We start from the raw sequence: 15,768 nt of genomic DNA on the forward strand, positions 1-15,768 counted from the left end.
CCGGGAACAGGCGTGACAGGTGCCCCGGCGAGCGCCCTGCAACTGCCACGTTACCCAGTGCTTCACATTTCTGTGAAACCCCTTCTGACCTGCGATTTTGATAGGAAATCCAAGTACTTGGAAAGGTGAATTTCCTACTAGATCGAGAGGGTCGGAACAGGCGCTGGTCACAGCACTGGTCACAGCTTTGCAGGGGGCCGGAACACCGGCACGTTATCCCGGCCACCCCGGCCTCGGGAAGAGTTCACCTGGGGCAATGCGCCGGGCCGTGTGTGAGACTGAAGCGTGCACGAAATCGGGAAAATCACCGTATTCCTCCTCGATGACCACGAAGTGGTCCGCCGCGGTGTCCATGAGCTGCTCGCCGGCGAGGACGACATCGACGTGGTCGGGGAAGCGGGTACGGCGGCCGACGCACTGGTGCGGATCCCGGCCACCAGACCGGACGTCGCCGTCCTGGACGTGCGCCTCCCGGACGGCAGCGGCGTGGAGGTCTGCCGCGAGATCCGCTCCGCCGACGCGGACGTCAAATGCCTGATGCTGACCTCGTACGCCGACGACGAGGCCCTGTTCGACGCGATCATGGCGGGCGCCTCGGGCTACGTCCTCAAGGCCATCCGCGGCAACGAACTGCTCGCGGCCGTACGGGACGTCGCGGCCGGGAAGTCCCTGCTCGACCCCGTGGCCACCGCGCGCGTCCTGGAGAGGCTGCGGGACGGCGGCGGCACCGGGGAGGACGAGCGGTTCGCCCGTCTCACCGAGCAGGAACGCAGGATCCTCGACCTGATCGGCGAAGGGCTCACCAACCGCCAGATCGGGGAGCGGCTGCACCTCGCCGAGAAGACGATCAAGAACTACGTGTCGAGCCTGCTGTCCAAACTGGGAATGCAGCGCCGGTCGCAGGCGGCCGCCTATGTGGCACGCAAACAGGAACAGGAGCGGCACCCCTGACGCGGAACGGCGGCGCTCCTGGCGGGACGGCGCACGAGCGGACCCGGGCGTGAGCGGCCCGAGGTGCGGGCGGGGCGTCAGCGTCCCGGGATACGGCACGCGCGCGTGAAGCCCGTCGTGGGCTTCACGCGCGCGTGGAAGGCGCGTTCTCCCGGGTCCGTCCGGACCCGGCCGGACCGGGTCAGTCCACGGTCCCCTCGACGGGGGACTCCTCGGTGCCGCCGTCCGCCGGCTCGCTGGCCGTCGGATCGTCCGTCGGCGTGACCGGTGTGCTCGGGGCCGCCGTGGTCGGAGTGGTCTTCGTCGGATCGTCCGTCGGCTCGTACGACGGCTCCTGGGTGGTGACGTTCCGCGTCGGCTCGTACGACGGCGGGTAGTCCGTGCCGTCGCCGGTGTCGGTCGAGTCGTCCGGGAAGTCGTCGTCCGTGGACTGCTCCGTGGAGTCGTCGCTGGGCTGCTCGCTGGAGTCGTCGCCCTTGCTGGAGTGCGAGACGGTCGGCGACGGCGAGGTGCCGGTCCCCGCCTTCCCGCCGTTGCCGGTGTGCTGGATCGCGAACGCGACACCCGCGGCGATGGCGATCAGCGCGAAGACCGCGAGGATCAGCAGCTTGCCGCGGCCGCCGCCGTGGTTGCCGTGGCCCTCGAAGCCGCCGTCGTCGCCGTTCCCGTAGGACGGGATGAGCGGGGCCGGGATCTGCGTGGTGCCGTAGTCACCGGGGTGCGGCAGCGACGCCGTGCCGGCGAAACCGGGGGCCTGGCCGTGCGGAGCCTCGTACATGGTGACCGGGCCGGTGTTCCAGGTGCCGGTGTGACTGCCCTGGTCGTACAGCATCTGCAGCGCGTACTGGACGAGTCCGCGCATCTCCTCGGCCGTCTGGAACCGGTCGTCCGGGTCCTTGGCGAGGGAGCGCATGACGAGCCCGTCGAGCTCCGGCGGCACGTCGCCCGAGACCGCCGAGGGAGGCACCGGGATGTCCTGGACGTGCTGGTAGACCACCGACAGCGGGGTCTCCCCGGTGAACGGGGGACGCAGCGCGAGCAGTTCGTAGAGCAGACAGCCGGTCGCGTACAGGTCGGAGCGGTGGTCGACGGCCTTGCCGAGGGCCTGCTCCGGGGAGAGGTACTGCGGGGTGCCCATGACCATGCCGGTCTGGGTCATCGTGGCCTGGCCGCCGTGCAGGGCGCGCGCGATGCCGAAGTCCATCACCTTGACCGCGCCGGTCTCCGTGATGATCACGTTCGCCGGCTTGATGTCGCGGTGCACGATGCCGTGCTGGTGCGAGTAGGCCAGCGCCTCCAGGACACCGGAGACGATGATCAGCGCCTGCTCGGGCCCGGGGGCCTCGGCATTGATCAGCAGGTCGCGGATCGTGTGACCCTCGACGATCTCCATGACGATGTACGGGACGACCCCGTGCCCGACCACGTCCTCGCCGGAGTCGTACACGGCCACGACCGCGTGGTGGTTGAGCCCCGCGACCGACTGCGCCTCACGCGTGAAACGCGCCTTGGACACGGGGTCCTCCGCCAGGTCGGCGCGGAGCAGCTTGACCGCCACCGTCCGTCCCAGGCGCACGTCCTCGGCGGCGAACACCTCGGCCATGCCACCCCGGCCGAGCCTGTGTGTCAGCCGATACCGGCCGTCGCCGACCAGCCCTCCGTTACCCCAGTTCTCCGGCGCATCTGACATACCGCCGCCAGTCGCCTCGGGGTCGGACGGGCCCTGAGCGCGCTGCTGCTGTGCCATCAGTCCTCGCCGTCGTTTCTGCCCGCGGTCTGCGCGGTGGTTGTTACGGTCTCCGTCGGGCCACGCTACAGGCTCCGCGCGGGGCGCCGGTCCGGGATGAGCGTGAGATGGACCGGACGTCCCACCTGCCGGAGTCCGTCGGTTCAAATTCCGTGTACCGGCTGTACGCCACCTGTAACGCTTCCGCGACGCTTCTTTCTCAGACGGTCACGGATCGGGCACCGAGCTTGACGTGTCCGTGCCCTCAGGCAGACTTGGCCCGGAATAAGCCAATCGATCACCGATGCCTCGGGGGACGCAGAAGATGAGCCAGGACGGCGCGCAGGGCCGGTACGCGGGGCGCGCGGTCGCCGGCGGCCGCTACCAGTTGCGCGATCTGCTGGGCGAGGGCGGCATGGCCTCGGTGCATCTCGCCTACGACTCGGTGCTCGACCGCCAGGTCGCGATCAAGACGCTGCACACCGAGCTCGGCCGGGAGCAGGCGTTCCGCGAGCGCTTCCGCCGCGAGGCGCAGTCCGTGGCCAAGCTCACGCACACGAACATCGTCTCGGTCTTCGACACCGGCGAGGACGACCTCGACGGCATGACGACGCCGTACATCGTCATGGAGTACATCGAGGGCAAGCCGCTCGGCTCGGTCCTCGACGCGGACATCCAGCAGTACGGCGCGATGCCCGCCGACAAGGCCCTGAAGATCACCGCGGACGTGCTGGCGGCCCTGGAGATCAGCCACGAGATGGGCCTGGTCCACCGGGACATCAAGCCGGGCAACGTCATGATGACCAAGCGCAACGTCGTCAAGGTCATGGACTTCGGCATCGCCCGCGCCATGCAGTCCGGCGTCACCTCCATGACGCAGACCGGCATGGTCGTCGGCACCCCGCAGTACCTCTCCCCGGAGCAGGCCCTCGGCCGGGGCGTCGACGCCCGGTCCGACCTGTACTCCGTCGGCATCATGCTGTTCCAACTGGTCACCGGACGCCTGCCGTTCGAGGCGGACTCCCCGCTGGCCATCGCCTACGCGCACGTCCAGGAGGAGCCGGTCGCGCCCTCCTCGGTCAACCGCTCGCTGCCCCCGGCCGTGGACGCGCTGGTCGCCCGCGCGCTGAAGAAGAACCCGAACGAGCGCTTTCCGAGCGCCGAGATCATGCGCGACGAGTGTCTGCGGGTCGCCCAGTCGTTCCAGGCCGTCGCGCCGAACATCGTGCCGGGCGCCCAGACGCCGAGCGGTGCGGGCGTCGGCTCCGCCGTCTTCCCGCCGGTCGACCAGGGCACCCCGGCCCCCGGCCCCGTGCAGACGCCGTACCAGCCCGGCCCGTACGGCACGCCGACCCCCTCCCCTGCGTACGGCTACCCGCAGCCGGGCGGCTACCAGGCGCCGCCGACCGCCGCGTACGCCGGGCAGCACGGTCCCTCCACGCCTCCCCCGTACAACCTCTCTCACCAGCCCGCCGACGGCTCGGGCGGCGGCAGGAGCAGCAGGTCGGTCGTGATCGGCTCGGTCCTGGTCGCGCTCATCGCCATCGGCGGCCTGATCACCGCGATCAACCTGAACGGCGAGAAGGACGACGACCACAAGGGCGGCGGCACCACCGCCAGCTCGTCGCCCACCGTGGCCGCGGGTCACAAGGGTCCGGACACGTCGAAGACGATCGACACCGAGAAGTGCACGGACCCGACGGAGTCGTACAACGACCCGAAGAAGATCGAGGTCCCGAACTTCCGGTTCAAGAACCTCAGGTCGGTGAAGTCCTGCTTCCAGGCCGCCGGTTGGCAGATCAAGGAAGTGCCCGTGGACGAGAACACGTACGGCGAGGACACGGTCATGGACCAGTTCCCCTCGGCCGGAACGGACGTGGACCCCAAGAACATGCCCGAGATCGAGCTCAAGGTTTCCACGGGCGACCCCTCCTAGCGTCCCTGGACGCTTCCGGCCGAAGGCGCCGTGGCAGCGGAATCGGGAACGGGCCCGGCACTTGAGTGCCGGGCCCGTTCTTGTCCGTGGTGACCGCGCGTCGCCGGGATGACGGGGCGGGAGTTCGACGGCCCGCGTGGTCAGCGGGTACATCCTGCGTGGTTACAGGTACGGCCCGCCCGAACGGCCCCCCGTGCGGGGGTCCTCGTCGCCCTCCAGACCGCCGACACCCGGCGGAAGCGCACGGCGCATCTGCTCCAACTGCGCCCTGGCCGCCATCTGCTGGGCGAACAGGGTCGTCTGGATCCCGTGGAAGAGCCCCTCCAGCCAGCCCACCAACTGAGCCTGCGCGATCCGCAGTTCGGCGTCGCTGGGAGTCCCCTCGTCCGTGAAGGGCAGGGAGAGCCGCTCCAGTTCCTCCACGAGCTCCGGAGCGAGACCGTCCTCCAGCTCCTTGACGGAACTCGCGTGGATCTCCTTGAGGCGGACCCGGCTGGCCTCGTCCAGGGGTGCGGCGCGCACTTCCTCCAGCAGCTGCTTGATCATGCTGCCGATGCGCATCACCTTGGCGGGCTGTTCCACCATCTCCGTCACCGGGATCTCGCGGGAGTCCTCGTCCCCGGCGCCGCCGAGCGCCATTCCGTCCTGGCCGACGACCAGGATCTGTGGGTTCTCCGGCGACCGTTCGTTCCTCGGCATCTCCATGCCGCCATTCTCTCGCACCCGTGTACTCCATCACGGTGGTGCCCCCCGTACACGGTGATCCACCACCTAAGTCGGCCCAGTTGGCGAAAGTAAGGCCGTGCCACGGCCTCTGAACTGCGCGAATGACGTCACTTTCCGCCGAGATGCCGGGATCACGACGTCATGTGAGGCTGATTGCGTCGATCACGGCACCCGTCTTGGCGAACCGTTCCGGGAGGGGGTCACCGACGTGACTCCATGGCTGCGCACCCTGCCCACGGCCGGCCTCCTCGCGGCCGTCCTGCTGAACGCCACCACTCCCGTCGCGAACGCCGCCCCGCCTGGTTCGAGGCCTCCCTCCTCCACCGCCGAGGCCGGCTCCGGGAGGCTCTCGTACCCCGCCGTGACCAGCGCCGGGATCCTCTCCTCCACGGTCCCGCCCGGCTCCGGGCGCCCCTCGTCCGCCCTCTCGCGGGTTCCGGCCGCGCGGGCCGCCGTCTCACCGGCCCCGCCCTCACGCAGCGCCGGGCCGCCCTCTCCGTCCACGGGAGGGACCACGGCGCCCGACCCGTCCGCCCCCTCCACGGGAGGCACCACCACGCCCACTCCGTCCGACCCGCCCGCCTCAGGACCCGGATCACCGCCTCCGTCACCCGGACGGTCCACCCCGCCCGTCCCGTCCGCGCAGGGGCCGACCGCGCAAGGGCCGACCATGCAGGGGCCGACCGCCACGGACACGGCCGGCCCCGCGGCTTCCGACCCGGCCCGGCCCACCCCCACGGCGGACCCCTCCCGCGCGGGCAGCCACGCGGGCGAGGGGCGCGAGCGGCCCGGCCGCGCGGAGCCGAGGACCCCCGAAGACCAGGACAGCCAGGACACCGGTCTCCAGGACGGCACCGACCTCCAGGACACGACGCCCGCCGCGGACACCACGGTCACGGAGCCGAGCGAAACCCCCGGTCCTTCGGACGACGACGCGGCCCCGGTCCAGCAGAGCGTGGTGGGCCCGGGCTCCACGCCCGACGGGGAGTTGGCGATCCTGCCGCTGGGCAGCGGCCTGATCCTCATCGGTCTGGGCCTGGCCCTGGCTCTCCTGGGCCTGCGGGTGCGACACGTCTGAGCCGCCCCCGGGAGGCGGGGACGCGCCGCACCCGAACCCAGCCCTACGGGACAGTCCTACGGGGCAGTCCTACGAGGCCGTCCTACGGGACAGCTCTACGGGGCGACGAGCAGCACCTTTCCGATGTGGCTGCTCTCCTCCAGCACCCGGTGCGCGCCCGCCGCGTCGCTCATGGGCAGCTCGCGGTCGACGACCGGCCGGACGTGGCCCGAGTCGATCAGCGGCCACACGTGCTCGCGCACGGCCGCCACGATCGCCGCCTTCTCGCTGAGCGGACGGGCACGCAGCGAGGTCGCGCTGATCGCGGCACGCTTGTTCAGGAGGGCCGCGATGTTCAGCTCCGCCTTGATACCGCCCTGCATGCCGATGACGGCGAGCCGTCCGTTGACGGCGAGGGCGCGCACGTTCGGGTCGAGGTACTTGGCCCCCATGTTGTCGAGGATGACGTCCGCACCCGCTCCTCCGGTGGCCCGCTCGATCTCCTCGACGAAGTCCTGCTCGCGGTAGTTGATCAGGATGTCAGCGCCCAGCTCCGCGCAGAAGTCCAGCTTCTCCTTGGTGCCCGCCGTCACCGCGACCTTCGCTCCGACGGCCTTCGCGAGCTGGATCGCCATGGTGCCGATGCCGCTGGAGCCGCCGTGCACGAGCAGGGTCTCGCCGGGGCGCAGGTGGGCGACCATGAAGACGTTCGACCAGACGGTGCACACCACCTCGGGCAGCGCCGCCGCCCGCCGGACGTCCAGACCCGCGGGCACGGGCAGCAGCTGTCCCGCGGGGACGGCGACCTTCTGGGCGTAGCCGCCGCCCGAGAGCAGCGCGCACACCTCGTCGCCGACCGACCAGCCGGGAACGCCCGGACCGACCTCGGCGACACGCCCCGAGCATTCGAGTCCGGGATAGGGGGAGGCTCCGGGCGGCGGGTTGTACAGACCCTGTCGCTGCAGCAGGTCGGCGCGGTTGACCGCACTGGCCACCACCTCGACCAGTACTTCGCCCTCGGCCGGCACGGGATCGGGGACCTCGTCCCACACCAGCGCCTCGGGCCCACCAGGTTCAGGAATCGTGATCGCGTACATGAGAAGGACGCTACTCCTGGAAGGTGCCGCCTACTCCTGCGGCAGAGGCCGGATGTCCGGCGTCGTCCAGGTGGTGCGCGTGACCCGCGCGATCGTGATCAGCCGGTCCGTCAACTGCAGTGTGCCGACGTCCGGATCGTCGTACCCGAGCACGCGATGCCCCCGTACGACGCTGACCACCAGGTCGGTGGTGTCCCGGACGCTCATGCCCACCTCGGCCTTCGTGACGGGCCGCTCCACGACGTCGAGCCCGCTGCCCTGATGGATCAGATCCTCCATCACCAGACCCGCGGCGGGACTGAGGACGGAGAGTCCGAGGAGCCGGCCGGCCGCGCTGGCGCTGGTGATGACCGCGTCGGCGCCGGACTGCCGCAGCAGCGGCGCGTTCTCCTCCTCCCGGACGGCGGCGACGATCTTCGCCCTGCGGTTGAGCTGCCGCGCTGTCAGGGTGACCAGGACCGCGGTGTCGTCCCGCTGGGTGGCGATGATGATCTGCCGTGCCTTGTGGAGCTCGGCGCGCAACAGCACGTCACTGCGCGTGGCGTCCCCGATCACTCCCGCGTACCCCTCGGCCGCCGCCGCGTCGACCACTCGGGCACTCGGGTCGACGACCACGACCTGTTCTTTCCTGAGCCCGCTCGCACAGACGGTCTCGACGGCCGACCGCCCCTTGGTCCCGAAGCCGACGACAACGGTGTGATCCCTCAAAGCCGCCCTCCAGCGGTTCAATCGCCACTCCTCGCGGGTGCGTTCCGTGAGGACCTCCAGCGTGGTGCCGACCAGGATGATCAGGAACAGCACCCGCAGGGGCGTGATGACCAGGATGTTGGTGAGCCGGGCGAGATCACTGGTCGGGGTGATGTCGCCGTATCCGGTGGTGGAGAGGGTAACCGTCGCGTAGTAGAAGGCGTCGAGCATGTCGACGCTGCCGTCGGAGTTGTCGGTGTATCCGCCATGGTCGAACCAGACGAGGAGCCCGGTGAGCACGAGCAGCAGCAGCGCTATCGCCAGCCGCTTCGCCACCTGCCGGAGCGGGCGCTGCACCACCTTCTGCGGCAGCTTGACCTGGTAGGTCACGAGGCGTTCGTCCGCCTGACGGGCGATCGTGTCGTCACCTGGAAGTTTCACGTGAAACACTCCCGCTCGAATCCATGCTGTTCATGCCCTCGACCTGCTCGTAGGAAGCGCGCACGTCCGGCTCAGCCGAAGCACGCGTCGATCCCCGTGACGGCCCACGGCAGATCCATGAGTTCCAGTTCCTGTCCGGCGCGCGCACCGCCCGGCGGTACGACCGCGAGCGCGTCGGCGGCCGCGATGCCCCGCAGCATCGCCGGGCCGTTGTAGTGCAGCGGCACGGCCCGCTCGCCGCGCAGCGAGACGGGGATGAGCCGGGTGTCGTGCGGATGCCCCTGCACCGCTTCCCCGAGGGGCAGCGTGTACGGCTCCGGGGCCGTGCGTCCGGCCAGCGTGCGCAGCAGCGGCTCGGCGAGCGTGAGCAGTCCGGAGACGGCGGCGAGGGGGTTGCCCGGCAGGCCGACGAGGTGCTGGTCCTCCTGGGTGCGGGCCAGCAGCATCGGGTGTCCCGGCCGTACCTTGACGCCGTCCACCAGGAGTTCGGCGCCGATCCGGCGCAGGATGGGGTGGACATGGTCGACAGGGCCGCCGGCGGTGCCGCCGGTGGTGACGATCAGATCGGCCCGCGAGCCGGTGATCGCCTTGTGCAGCGCCTCGGCGTCGTCGCCGAGCCGGCGCACCGCGACGACCTCGGCGCCCAGCGCCCGCAGCCACGGCGGCAGCATGGGGCCGAGCGCATCCCGGATGAGCCCCTCCCGGGGCAGCCCCTTGGTGAGCAACTCGTCCCCGAGGACGAGGACTTCGGCGCGGGGGCGGGGGACGACGGCGAGCGTGTCGTAACCGGCGGCCGCCGCGAGACCCAGCGCGGCGGGGGTGACCAGGGCTCCGAGCGGCAGCAACTGGTCTCCGCTGCGGCACTCCTGGCCGCGCGGGCGGATGTCCTGCCCGTGCGCGGGCGCCAGGACTCCCCTGGAGCGGGCCGAACCGGGCTCCTGCGCGGCGCTCGCGTGCAGCCGTCCCTTGTCGTCGAGGTGGCCGTGCTCGCTGCGCAGGACGGCGGTCGCGTCCCGCGGGACCCGCGCCCCGGTGGCGATCCGGACCGCCTCGCCGTCGCCGAGCCGCTCCGGTTCCGCGTGCCCGGCCAGCACGCCGTCCTCCCGTACCTCCCAGGGCCCGGGCCCGGCGACCGCCCAGCCGTCCATGGCGGAGGTGTCGAAGGAAGGGAGGTCGGTGAGCGCGGTCAGCGGGGCGGCGAGGACGAGGCCGAGGGAGGCGTCGAGGGGGACCGGGACTGGAGTGCGGCGGGCCAGCGAGCGGGCGGCCCGCTCGGCGACGGCCCGGGCCTCCGGCCACGGGGTGGACCGGTGACGGGCGTGCCTGCCCTCACCGCCGTCCCGGCCACCGGATGCCGGGGCGGCTGCCGGGTCGGTTCCCTGGGGGCCGGGGACGTCACGCTCCGCCCGGCCGGACTCGCCGGACGGGCGGGCGCCCGCGCCCTTGACCAGGGCGAGCACCTCCTCGACGTCGAAGTCGTCGGCGTCCTGGCTGTCCTGGCTGCCCCGGGTGGAGCGGGCGGCGGTCATCCCGCGTCCGGCTCGGTGGCGGTCGTGGCACCGGGCGACGCGGCGTCCGGCGCGGTGGTGGTCGTGGCACCGGGCGACGCGGCGTCCGGCGCGGTGGCGGTCGTCTCCTCCTCGGCCCAGCGGAGCGCGAGCGCGGCGGCCTTGGGGGGGGCTGCGCCACCCGCTCCGGGCCCCCGGGGGGCCCGCGCGGCCGGGTATCCGACGTGCACGGGGGTCACGGGCGGGGCGGGACCCGCGCCGCGGGGCGCGGCGCCCCGGGCCAGGTCGAGCAGAACGCCGGTGTCGACGTCCAGATCGATGCCCAGTTCGTCCTTGACTGCGGAAATCCATTCATCCAGCACGTGCCCATGCTCCCTGATGCGTACTCGAGCGGCGGCTATGTCGTCCCAGGTGTCGCAGTCGAAGGACGCGACGGAATCGGTGATGCGAGTGAGGTCGAGGGCGGCCACGAGCCGTCGCAGCGGCAGTCCGGCGAGGCTCCCGTGCGCGGCGGCGAGCACGTCCAGCTCGCGACGCAGCGCGTCGGCGCGGTACACGGCCACCAGGGGCTGGTCCCGCCCCTCGGGGTCGACGAGAAGGACGCCGTCGAAGCGGGTGCCGGGGCCGTCGGGGCGGGGGCCGTACCCGTCGTCGCGGGCGTCACGCCCGTCGGGGCGGGAGCCGTGCAGGCCGTCACGGGTGCCGGGGCCCTCGGAGTCGGTGCCGGGGGCCCCGGGGGCCGGGCGGGTCGTTCCGGGAGCGGCCGGGGTCTCGGAAGGCCCGCTGGTGCGCAGGGTGTCCAGGAGGCGCCGGACCGTCCTCTCCCCCAGGAACGGCAGGTCGGCCGAGAGGACGAGCACGTACGGCGCCACGGTGTGCCGCAGCCCGGCGTCCAGCGCCGCGAGCGGGCCCCCGCCCGGCGGGTCCTCGCGGGCCCACTCCACGGGGCGGGCCGTGGGCCTGGAACCGGCCACGACCACCGTGCGCGTGGCGTCGGCACACGCGGACAGCACCCGGTCCAGCAGCGTCCGGCCGCCCACCCGCACACCTGGCTTGTCCTCGCCGCCGAGCCGGCGGGCGGCACCGCCCGCGAGCACGACGGCGTCGTACCCGGCATCGGCGCCGGCGGTGTCCGGGCAGTCACGGCCGCCCGGTCGCCCGGTCGCGCCCTCGGGCTCGTACACGGTCATGCCCCGAGTATGAGCGCCGGGAAAACCGGCGCCACCCCCGGGGCACGGCACGGGTACCGGAGGCGTTCCGGACCGCACGTCCTACAGAGTGCGCAGCAGCACCGCCGGCTGTTCCACACAGTCCGCCACGTACCGCAGGAAGCCGCCCGCCGTACCGCCGTCACAGACCCGGTGGTCGAAGGAGAGCGAGAGCTGGACGACCTGGCGCACCGCCAGCTCGCCCTGGTGGACCCAGGGCTTGGGGATGATGCGGCCGACACCGAGCATGGCCGCCTCGGGGTGGTTGATGATCGGCGTGGAGCCGTCGACCCCGAACACGCCGTAGTTGTTCAGCGTGAAGGTGCCGCCCGTCAGCTCCGCCGGCGTCAGCGTCCCGGTGCGGGCCGCCTCGGTCAGCCGGCCGAACTCCGCGCTCAGACCCTCCGCGTCCCGTGCGTGCGCGTCCCGCACGACGGGGACGACGAGCCCTCGCTCGGTCTGGGCCGCGAAACCCAGGTGCACCTGGTCGAGCCGGACGATCTCGCGGGCGTCCATGTCGACCGTGGAGTTGAGCTCGGGGAAACGGGCCAGCGCCGCGGTGCAGATCCGGGCCAGCAGCGCCAGCAGGGAGATCTTCGGGCCGCCGACCGCGTTCATCGCCCTGCGTGCCTGCATGAGCTCGGTCGCGTCGGCGTCCACCCAGCAGGTCGCGTCGGGGATCTCGCGCCGGCTGCGCGAGAGCTTGTCGGCCACGGTGCCGCGGACACCCCGGAGGGGGACACGGACACCCTGCGGGGTCGTGCCCCGGGAGACACCGGAGCCGCCGGGCACCACCGAGGCGATGTCCGCGTACGAGGCCACCTGGTCGCGCAGGCCGTCCACGGGCGCCGCGACCGGCGTGGCGGACGGCCTTTGGCGGCCGGTCGCCGCCGCGCGCAGCGCGTACTCGACGTCCGCCCGCAGGATGAGTCCTTCGGGGCCTGAGCCCTCCAGCTCCCGCAGGTCCACGCCGTTCTCCCGGGCGAGCCGCCGCACGAGGGGCGAGATGACCGGCACGGGCCCGTCGCCGCGCGACGGCGCGGCGCCCTCACGGGCGTTCCGCGGCATGCCCGCCGTGTCCGGCGAGGCTGCACCGACGGGCTCGGGACGGCCCGGCACGGTCCGGACGGGCGAGGTGCCCGCCGGGGACGGTGCCCCGGCCGGTCCTCCGGCGGGGCGCACTCTCCGGCGCCGCGCCGGGGGCGCTCCCGTGCCGTACCCCACCAGCACGTTCCCGGAGCCCTCGTCGCTCCGCTCGTCCTTGACGGCCCCGCCGTCCCCGGCCCCGGCCGGGGCGCCCACGGCGACGGTCAGCAGTGGCGCCCCCACGGGCATCTCCGTGCCCTCCTCGCCGAAGCGGGCGGTGACCACACCGCCGTAGGGGCAGGGGACCTCGACCATCGCCTTGGCCGTCTCGACCTCGACGACGAGCTGGTCGACGGCGACGACGTCACCGACCTCCACCAGCCAGCGGACGATCTCCGCCTCGGTGAGGCCCTCCCCGAGGTCGGGGAGCTTGAACTCCAGCACCTGTGCCATCAGCCCTGCGCCTCCCATTGCAGACGTCCTACGGCGTCCAGGATCCGGTCGACGCCGGGCAGGTGGTGCCGCTCCAGCATCGGCGGCGGATACGGGATGTCGAACCCGGCGACGCGCAGCACCGGCGCCTCCAGGTGGTGGAAGCAGCGCTCCGTGACGCGGGCCGCGATCTCCCCGCCCGGTCCTCCGAACCCGCTCGACTCGTGCACGACGACCGCGCGTCCGGTCCGCCGCACCGAGGCCGCGACCGTCTCGTCGTCGAACGGCACCAGCGAGCGCAGGTCGACGACTTCGAGGTCCCAGCCCTCGGCCCGCGCCGCCTCGGCGGCTTCGAGGCAGACGGGCACGGACGGCCCGTAGGTGATCAGCGTGGCGCTCCGGCCGGAGCGCCGCACCACCGCGCGGCCTATCGGCTCAACGGCGGACGGCTCGTCCGGGTTCCAGGAATCCTTCGACCAGTACAGCCGCTTGGGCTCCAGGAAGACCACCGGGTCGTCCGAGGCGATGGCCTCGCGCAGCAGCCCGTAGGCGTCGGAGACGGTCGCGGGCATGACGACGTGGAGGCCCGGGGTCGCCATGTAGTACGCCTCGGAGGAGTCGCTGTGGTGCTCGACGCCACCGATGCCGCCGCCGTAGGGGACGCGGATCGTGATGGGCAGGGGCATGGCGCCCCGCGTGCGGTTGCGCATCTTCGCCACGTGCGAGATCAGCTGCTCGAACGCCGGGTAGGCGAACGCGTCGAACTGCATCTCCACGACCGGCCGCAGACCGTACATGGCCATGCCGACCGCCGCGCCGAGGATGCCCGCCTCGGCGAGCGGGGTGTCCGTGCAGCGGTCGTCGCCGAACTCCTTGGCGAGCCCGTCGGTGACGCGGAAAACGCCGCCGAGGGTGCCGACGTCCTCGCCCAGGACGTGGACGGACGGGTCGGCGGCCATGGCGTCGCGCAGGGCCCGGCCGAGCGCCTGCGCCATGGTGGCGGGTTTGAGGGCAACCGTGGTCATCGCCCGGCTCCTTCCGGGCCGTGCGGGCCCGCTCCGAACGTGCCGTCCGCCTCGGCGTCCAGCTCCGCTCTCAACTGGCTCTCCTGCTCAAGCAGTTGAGAAGTGGGGTGGGCATACACATGGGCGAACAGGTCCATGGGGTCGAGGACCGGGTCCTGGTTCATGCGTTCACGCAGGTCCGCTGCCATCGCCTCGGCGCCGTCGCGCACCGCCTGCAGGGCGGCCTCGTCGAGCAGACCGCGCTCGGTCAGCTCGCTCTCCACGAGCGCCACGGGGTCGTGTCCGCGCCAGGTCTCGACCTCGGCGTCGCCCCGGTAGCGGGTGGCGTCGTCGGCGTTGGTGTGGGCGTCGATGCGGTACGTGATGGCCTCGACGAGGGTGGGACCGCCGCCCGCGCGCGCGTGGGCGACGGCCTCGCTCAGCACCTGGTGCACGGCCACCGCGTCGTTGCCGTCGACCAGGCGGCCCGGCATCCCGTAGCCGACGGCCTTGTGGGCCAGCGACGGGGCCGCGGTCTGCTTGTCGAGCGGGACGGATATGGCGAAGCCGTTGTTCTGCACGAGGAAGACGACGGGTGCCTGCCACACGGCGGCGAAGTTCAGCGCTTCGTGGAAGTCGCCCTCGCTGGTGCCGCCGTCGCCGACCAGGGCGAGCGCGACCACGTCGTCGCCCTTGAGGCGGGCGGCGTGCGCAAGGCCCACGGCGTGCGGGAGCTGGGTGGCGAGCGGGGTGCACAGGGGCGCGATCCGGTGCTCGCGCGGGTCGTAGCCGGTGTGCCAGTCGCCGCGCAGGAGCGTGAGGGCCTGGACGGGGTCGAGGCCGCGGGCGACGGCGGCGAGGGTGTCGCGGTAGCTCGGGAAGAGCCAGTCGCGCTCCTCCAGCACGAGCGCGGCGGCGACCTCGCAGGCCTCCTGCCCGGTGCTGGACGGGTACACGGCGAGACGGCCCTGCTTGGTGAGGGCGGTCGCCTGGACGTTGTACCGGCGGCCGCGCACCAGTTCCGTGTGCAGGCGGCGCAGCAGGGCCGGGTCGACCTTGGCGGCGGCGTCGGTGCCGAGGACGCGATGGGGCAGCGCGTCGGGCAGCAGCGGCGCGGGGTCGGTGCGGGGCTGCCAGGCGGGCGGCGGCGTGGGCCGGTAGGCCCCTCGCTGCTCCATGACCGTCATGACGGCACCTCCTCGTGGGAGCGGCTTCGGACGCGTCACGGGTGTGACACGCCTCACCTACCGATTGTTCGGTCGTCGGCACATTTTGGCTACAGGCGCCGCCAGGCTGTGGACAAACGGTTCTGCGCAGCCTGAGATGGATGCAGTACGTCCATGGTAGGGAGGCGGGGGGACATGGCACCTGAACAAATGGCCGAGCCGCCGGAGGCCGGATCCCCTGCGCCGCCCGTGCCGCCCGCCCGTCCGCTCGACGCGATCGACCAGGACATCCTGCGCATGCTGCAGGCGGACGGCCGCGCCTCCGTCCGTTCCGTGGCCGAGCGGGTCCATGTCTCGCGGGCCAACGCCTACGCGCGGATCAACCGCCTCATCGAGGACGGTGTGATCCGCGGCTTCGGGGCGCGCGTCAACCACGAGCGCGCGGGACAGGGCACCTCGGCGTACATCACGCTCAAGATCGTGCAGAACTCCTGGCGCACGGTGCGGGAGCGGCTGCGGGTGCTTCCCGGGGCCTCGCACATCGCCCTGGTGGGCGGCGACTTCGACGTGCTCCTCCTGGTGCACACGCCGGACAACCGGTCCCTGCGCGAACTCGTGCTCACCCGGCTCCAGGCCATCCCGGAGGTGCTCAGCAGCAGGACACTGCTGGTCTTCGAGGAGGAGGACCTGGAGCCGGAGGGCCGGACCGCCGGGCCGGCCGGCCCCGACTCCGGCCCGTGAGC

Annotated in this window: 14 protein-coding genes; 4 read left to right on the forward strand and 10 right to left on the reverse strand. The window is 72.4% G+C overall.

The window, feature by feature from the left end:
- The first annotated feature begins 285 nt into the window (after positions 1-285).
- Positions 286-951, forward strand: a complete 666-nt coding sequence (locus ACFW6B_RS22565; RefSeq protein WP_386598299.1) for a response regulator — start codon at positions 286-288, stop codon at positions 949-951.
- Positions 952-1,132: 181 nt separating this feature from the next.
- Here ACFW6B_RS22565 and ACFW6B_RS22570 read toward each other — a convergent pair whose 3' ends face one another.
- Positions 1,133-2,698 (reverse strand): protein kinase, encoded by a 1,566-nt coding sequence (locus tag ACFW6B_RS22570; protein ID WP_386598300.1) that lies wholly within the window; start codon positions 2,696-2,698, stop codon positions 1,133-1,135.
- 304 nt (positions 2,699-3,002) lie between these two features.
- Here ACFW6B_RS22570 and ACFW6B_RS22575 point away from each other — a divergent pair, with 304 nt between their 5' ends.
- Positions 3,003-4,613: a protein kinase gene (locus ACFW6B_RS22575; RefSeq protein ID WP_386598301.1), complete on the forward strand. Its 1,611-nt coding sequence runs from the start codon at positions 3,003-3,005 to the stop codon at positions 4,611-4,613.
- A 162-nt stretch (positions 4,614-4,775) separates the two neighbouring features.
- Here the strand turns inward: ACFW6B_RS22575 and ACFW6B_RS22580 are convergent, their stop codons facing one another.
- Both ACFW6B_RS22580 and ACFW6B_RS22585 read right to left on the reverse strand, forming a co-directional pair.
- Complete coding sequence (locus ACFW6B_RS22580) at positions 4,776-5,318, reverse strand: bacterial proteasome activator family protein (RefSeq protein WP_386598302.1); 543 nt, start codon at positions 5,316-5,318, stop codon at positions 4,776-4,778.
- Between the two features lie 183 nt (positions 5,319-5,501).
- Positions 5,502-5,897: a hypothetical protein gene (locus ACFW6B_RS22585; RefSeq protein ID WP_386598303.1), complete on the reverse strand. Its 396-nt coding sequence runs from the start codon at positions 5,895-5,897 to the stop codon at positions 5,502-5,504.
- A gap of 112 nt (positions 5,898-6,009) precedes the next feature.
- Between ACFW6B_RS22585 and ACFW6B_RS22590 the strand changes: the two genes are divergently transcribed.
- On the forward strand, positions 6,010-6,417 hold the full coding sequence (locus tag ACFW6B_RS22590) for a hypothetical protein (RefSeq protein ID WP_386598304.1): 408 nt from the start codon (positions 6,010-6,012) through the stop codon (positions 6,415-6,417).
- A gap of 95 nt (positions 6,418-6,512) precedes the next feature.
- Here ACFW6B_RS22590 and ACFW6B_RS22595 read toward each other — a convergent pair whose 3' ends face one another.
- The 7 genes from ACFW6B_RS22595 to pdhA all read right to left on the reverse strand — a co-directional run bounded on the left by ACFW6B_RS22595 (position 6,513) and on the right by pdhA (position 15,046).
- Positions 6,513-7,493 carry an NAD(P)H-quinone oxidoreductase gene (locus ACFW6B_RS22595; protein ID WP_386598305.1) on the reverse strand — a complete coding sequence of 327 codons (981 nt, stop codon included), beginning with the start codon at positions 7,491-7,493 and terminating at the stop codon, positions 6,513-6,515.
- Positions 7,494-7,523: 30 nt separating this feature from the next.
- On the reverse strand, positions 7,524-8,630 hold the full coding sequence (locus ACFW6B_RS22600; protein ID WP_386598306.1) for a potassium channel family protein: 1,107 nt from the start codon (positions 8,628-8,630) through the stop codon (positions 7,524-7,526).
- A gap of 62 nt (positions 8,631-8,692) precedes the next feature.
- Positions 8,693-10,150, reverse strand: a complete 1,458-nt coding sequence (locus tag ACFW6B_RS22605) for a molybdopterin molybdotransferase MoeA (protein WP_386598307.1) — start codon at positions 10,148-10,150, stop codon at positions 8,693-8,695.
- A complete protein-coding gene (locus tag ACFW6B_RS22610) occupies positions 10,147-11,319 on the reverse strand; it encodes an NTP transferase domain-containing protein (protein WP_386598308.1) in 1,173 nt (390 codons plus the stop codon). Before ACFW6B_RS22610 ends, ACFW6B_RS22605 begins: the two co-directional genes overlap by 4 nt.
- Positions 11,320-11,400: 81 nt before the next feature.
- Positions 11,401-12,876 (reverse strand): dihydrolipoamide acetyltransferase family protein, encoded by a 1,476-nt coding sequence (locus tag ACFW6B_RS22615; protein WP_386598364.1) that lies wholly within the window; start codon positions 12,874-12,876, stop codon positions 11,401-11,403.
- On the reverse strand, positions 12,876-13,880 hold the full coding sequence (locus ACFW6B_RS22620; protein ID WP_386598309.1) for an alpha-ketoacid dehydrogenase subunit beta: 1,005 nt from the start codon (positions 13,878-13,880) through the stop codon (positions 12,876-12,878). Before ACFW6B_RS22620 ends, ACFW6B_RS22615 begins: the two co-directional genes overlap by 1 nt.
- Positions 13,877-15,046, reverse strand: coding sequence for a pyruvate dehydrogenase (acetyl-transferring) E1 component subunit alpha (gene pdhA / locus ACFW6B_RS22625; protein WP_386598310.1), 1,170 nt, complete (start codon positions 15,044-15,046; stop codon positions 13,877-13,879). The genes ACFW6B_RS22620 and pdhA overlap by 4 nt, the downstream gene beginning before the upstream one ends.
- Positions 15,047-15,220: 174 nt before the next feature.
- On the opposite strand from pdhA, the gene ACFW6B_RS22630 reads away from it, so the two are divergent.
- Positions 15,221-15,766, forward strand: coding sequence for an Lrp/AsnC family transcriptional regulator (locus ACFW6B_RS22630; RefSeq protein WP_386598311.1), 546 nt, complete (start codon positions 15,221-15,223; stop codon positions 15,764-15,766).
- Positions 15,767-15,768: the final 2 nt, after the last annotated feature.

Origin of the sequence: Streptomyces sp. NPDC058751 (genome assembly GCF_042746485.1) — a bacterium.
Classification (GTDB): Bacteria; Actinomycetota; Actinomycetes; order Streptomycetales; family Streptomycetaceae; genus Streptomyces.

What these genes read in the sequence shown, in the direction of transcription:
- ACFW6B_RS22570 (WP_386598300.1), bottom strand. Translation starts at nt 2,698, where the DNA reads ATGGCACAGCAGCAGCGCGCTCAGGGCCCGTCCGACCCCGAGGCGACT.
- ACFW6B_RS22575 (WP_386598301.1), top strand. Translation starts at nt 3,003, where the DNA reads ATGAGCCAGGACGGCGCGCAGGGCCGGTACGCGGGGCGCGCGGTCGCC.
- ACFW6B_RS22580 (WP_386598302.1), bottom strand. Translation starts at nt 5,318, where the DNA reads ATGGAGATGCCGAGGAACGAACGGTCGCCGGAGAACCCACAGATCCTG.
- ACFW6B_RS22590 (WP_386598304.1), top strand. Translation starts at nt 6,010, where the DNA reads ATGCAGGGGCCGACCGCCACGGACACGGCCGGCCCCGCGGCTTCCGAC.
- ACFW6B_RS22595 (WP_386598305.1), bottom strand. Translation starts at nt 7,493, where the DNA reads ATGTACGCGATCACGATTCCTGAACCTGGTGGGCCCGAGGCGCTGGTG.
- ACFW6B_RS22605 (WP_386598307.1), bottom strand. Translation starts at nt 10,150, where the DNA reads ATGACCGCCGCCCGCTCCACCCGGGGCAGCCAGGACAGCCAGGACGCC.
- ACFW6B_RS22610 (WP_386598308.1), bottom strand. Translation starts at nt 11,319, where the DNA reads ATGACCGTGTACGAGCCCGAGGGCGCGACCGGGCGACCGGGCGGCCGT.
- ACFW6B_RS22615 (WP_386598364.1), bottom strand. Translation starts at nt 12,876, where the DNA reads ATGGCACAGGTGCTGGAGTTCAAGCTCCCCGACCTCGGGGAGGGCCTC.
- ACFW6B_RS22620 (WP_386598309.1), bottom strand. Translation starts at nt 13,880, where the DNA reads ATGACCACGGTTGCCCTCAAACCCGCCACCATGGCGCAGGCGCTCGGC.
- pdhA (WP_386598310.1), bottom strand. Translation starts at nt 15,046, where the DNA reads ATGACGGTCATGGAGCAGCGAGGGGCCTACCGGCCCACGCCGCCGCCC.
- ACFW6B_RS22630 (WP_386598311.1), top strand. Translation starts at nt 15,221, where the DNA reads ATGGCACCTGAACAAATGGCCGAGCCGCCGGAGGCCGGATCCCCTGCG.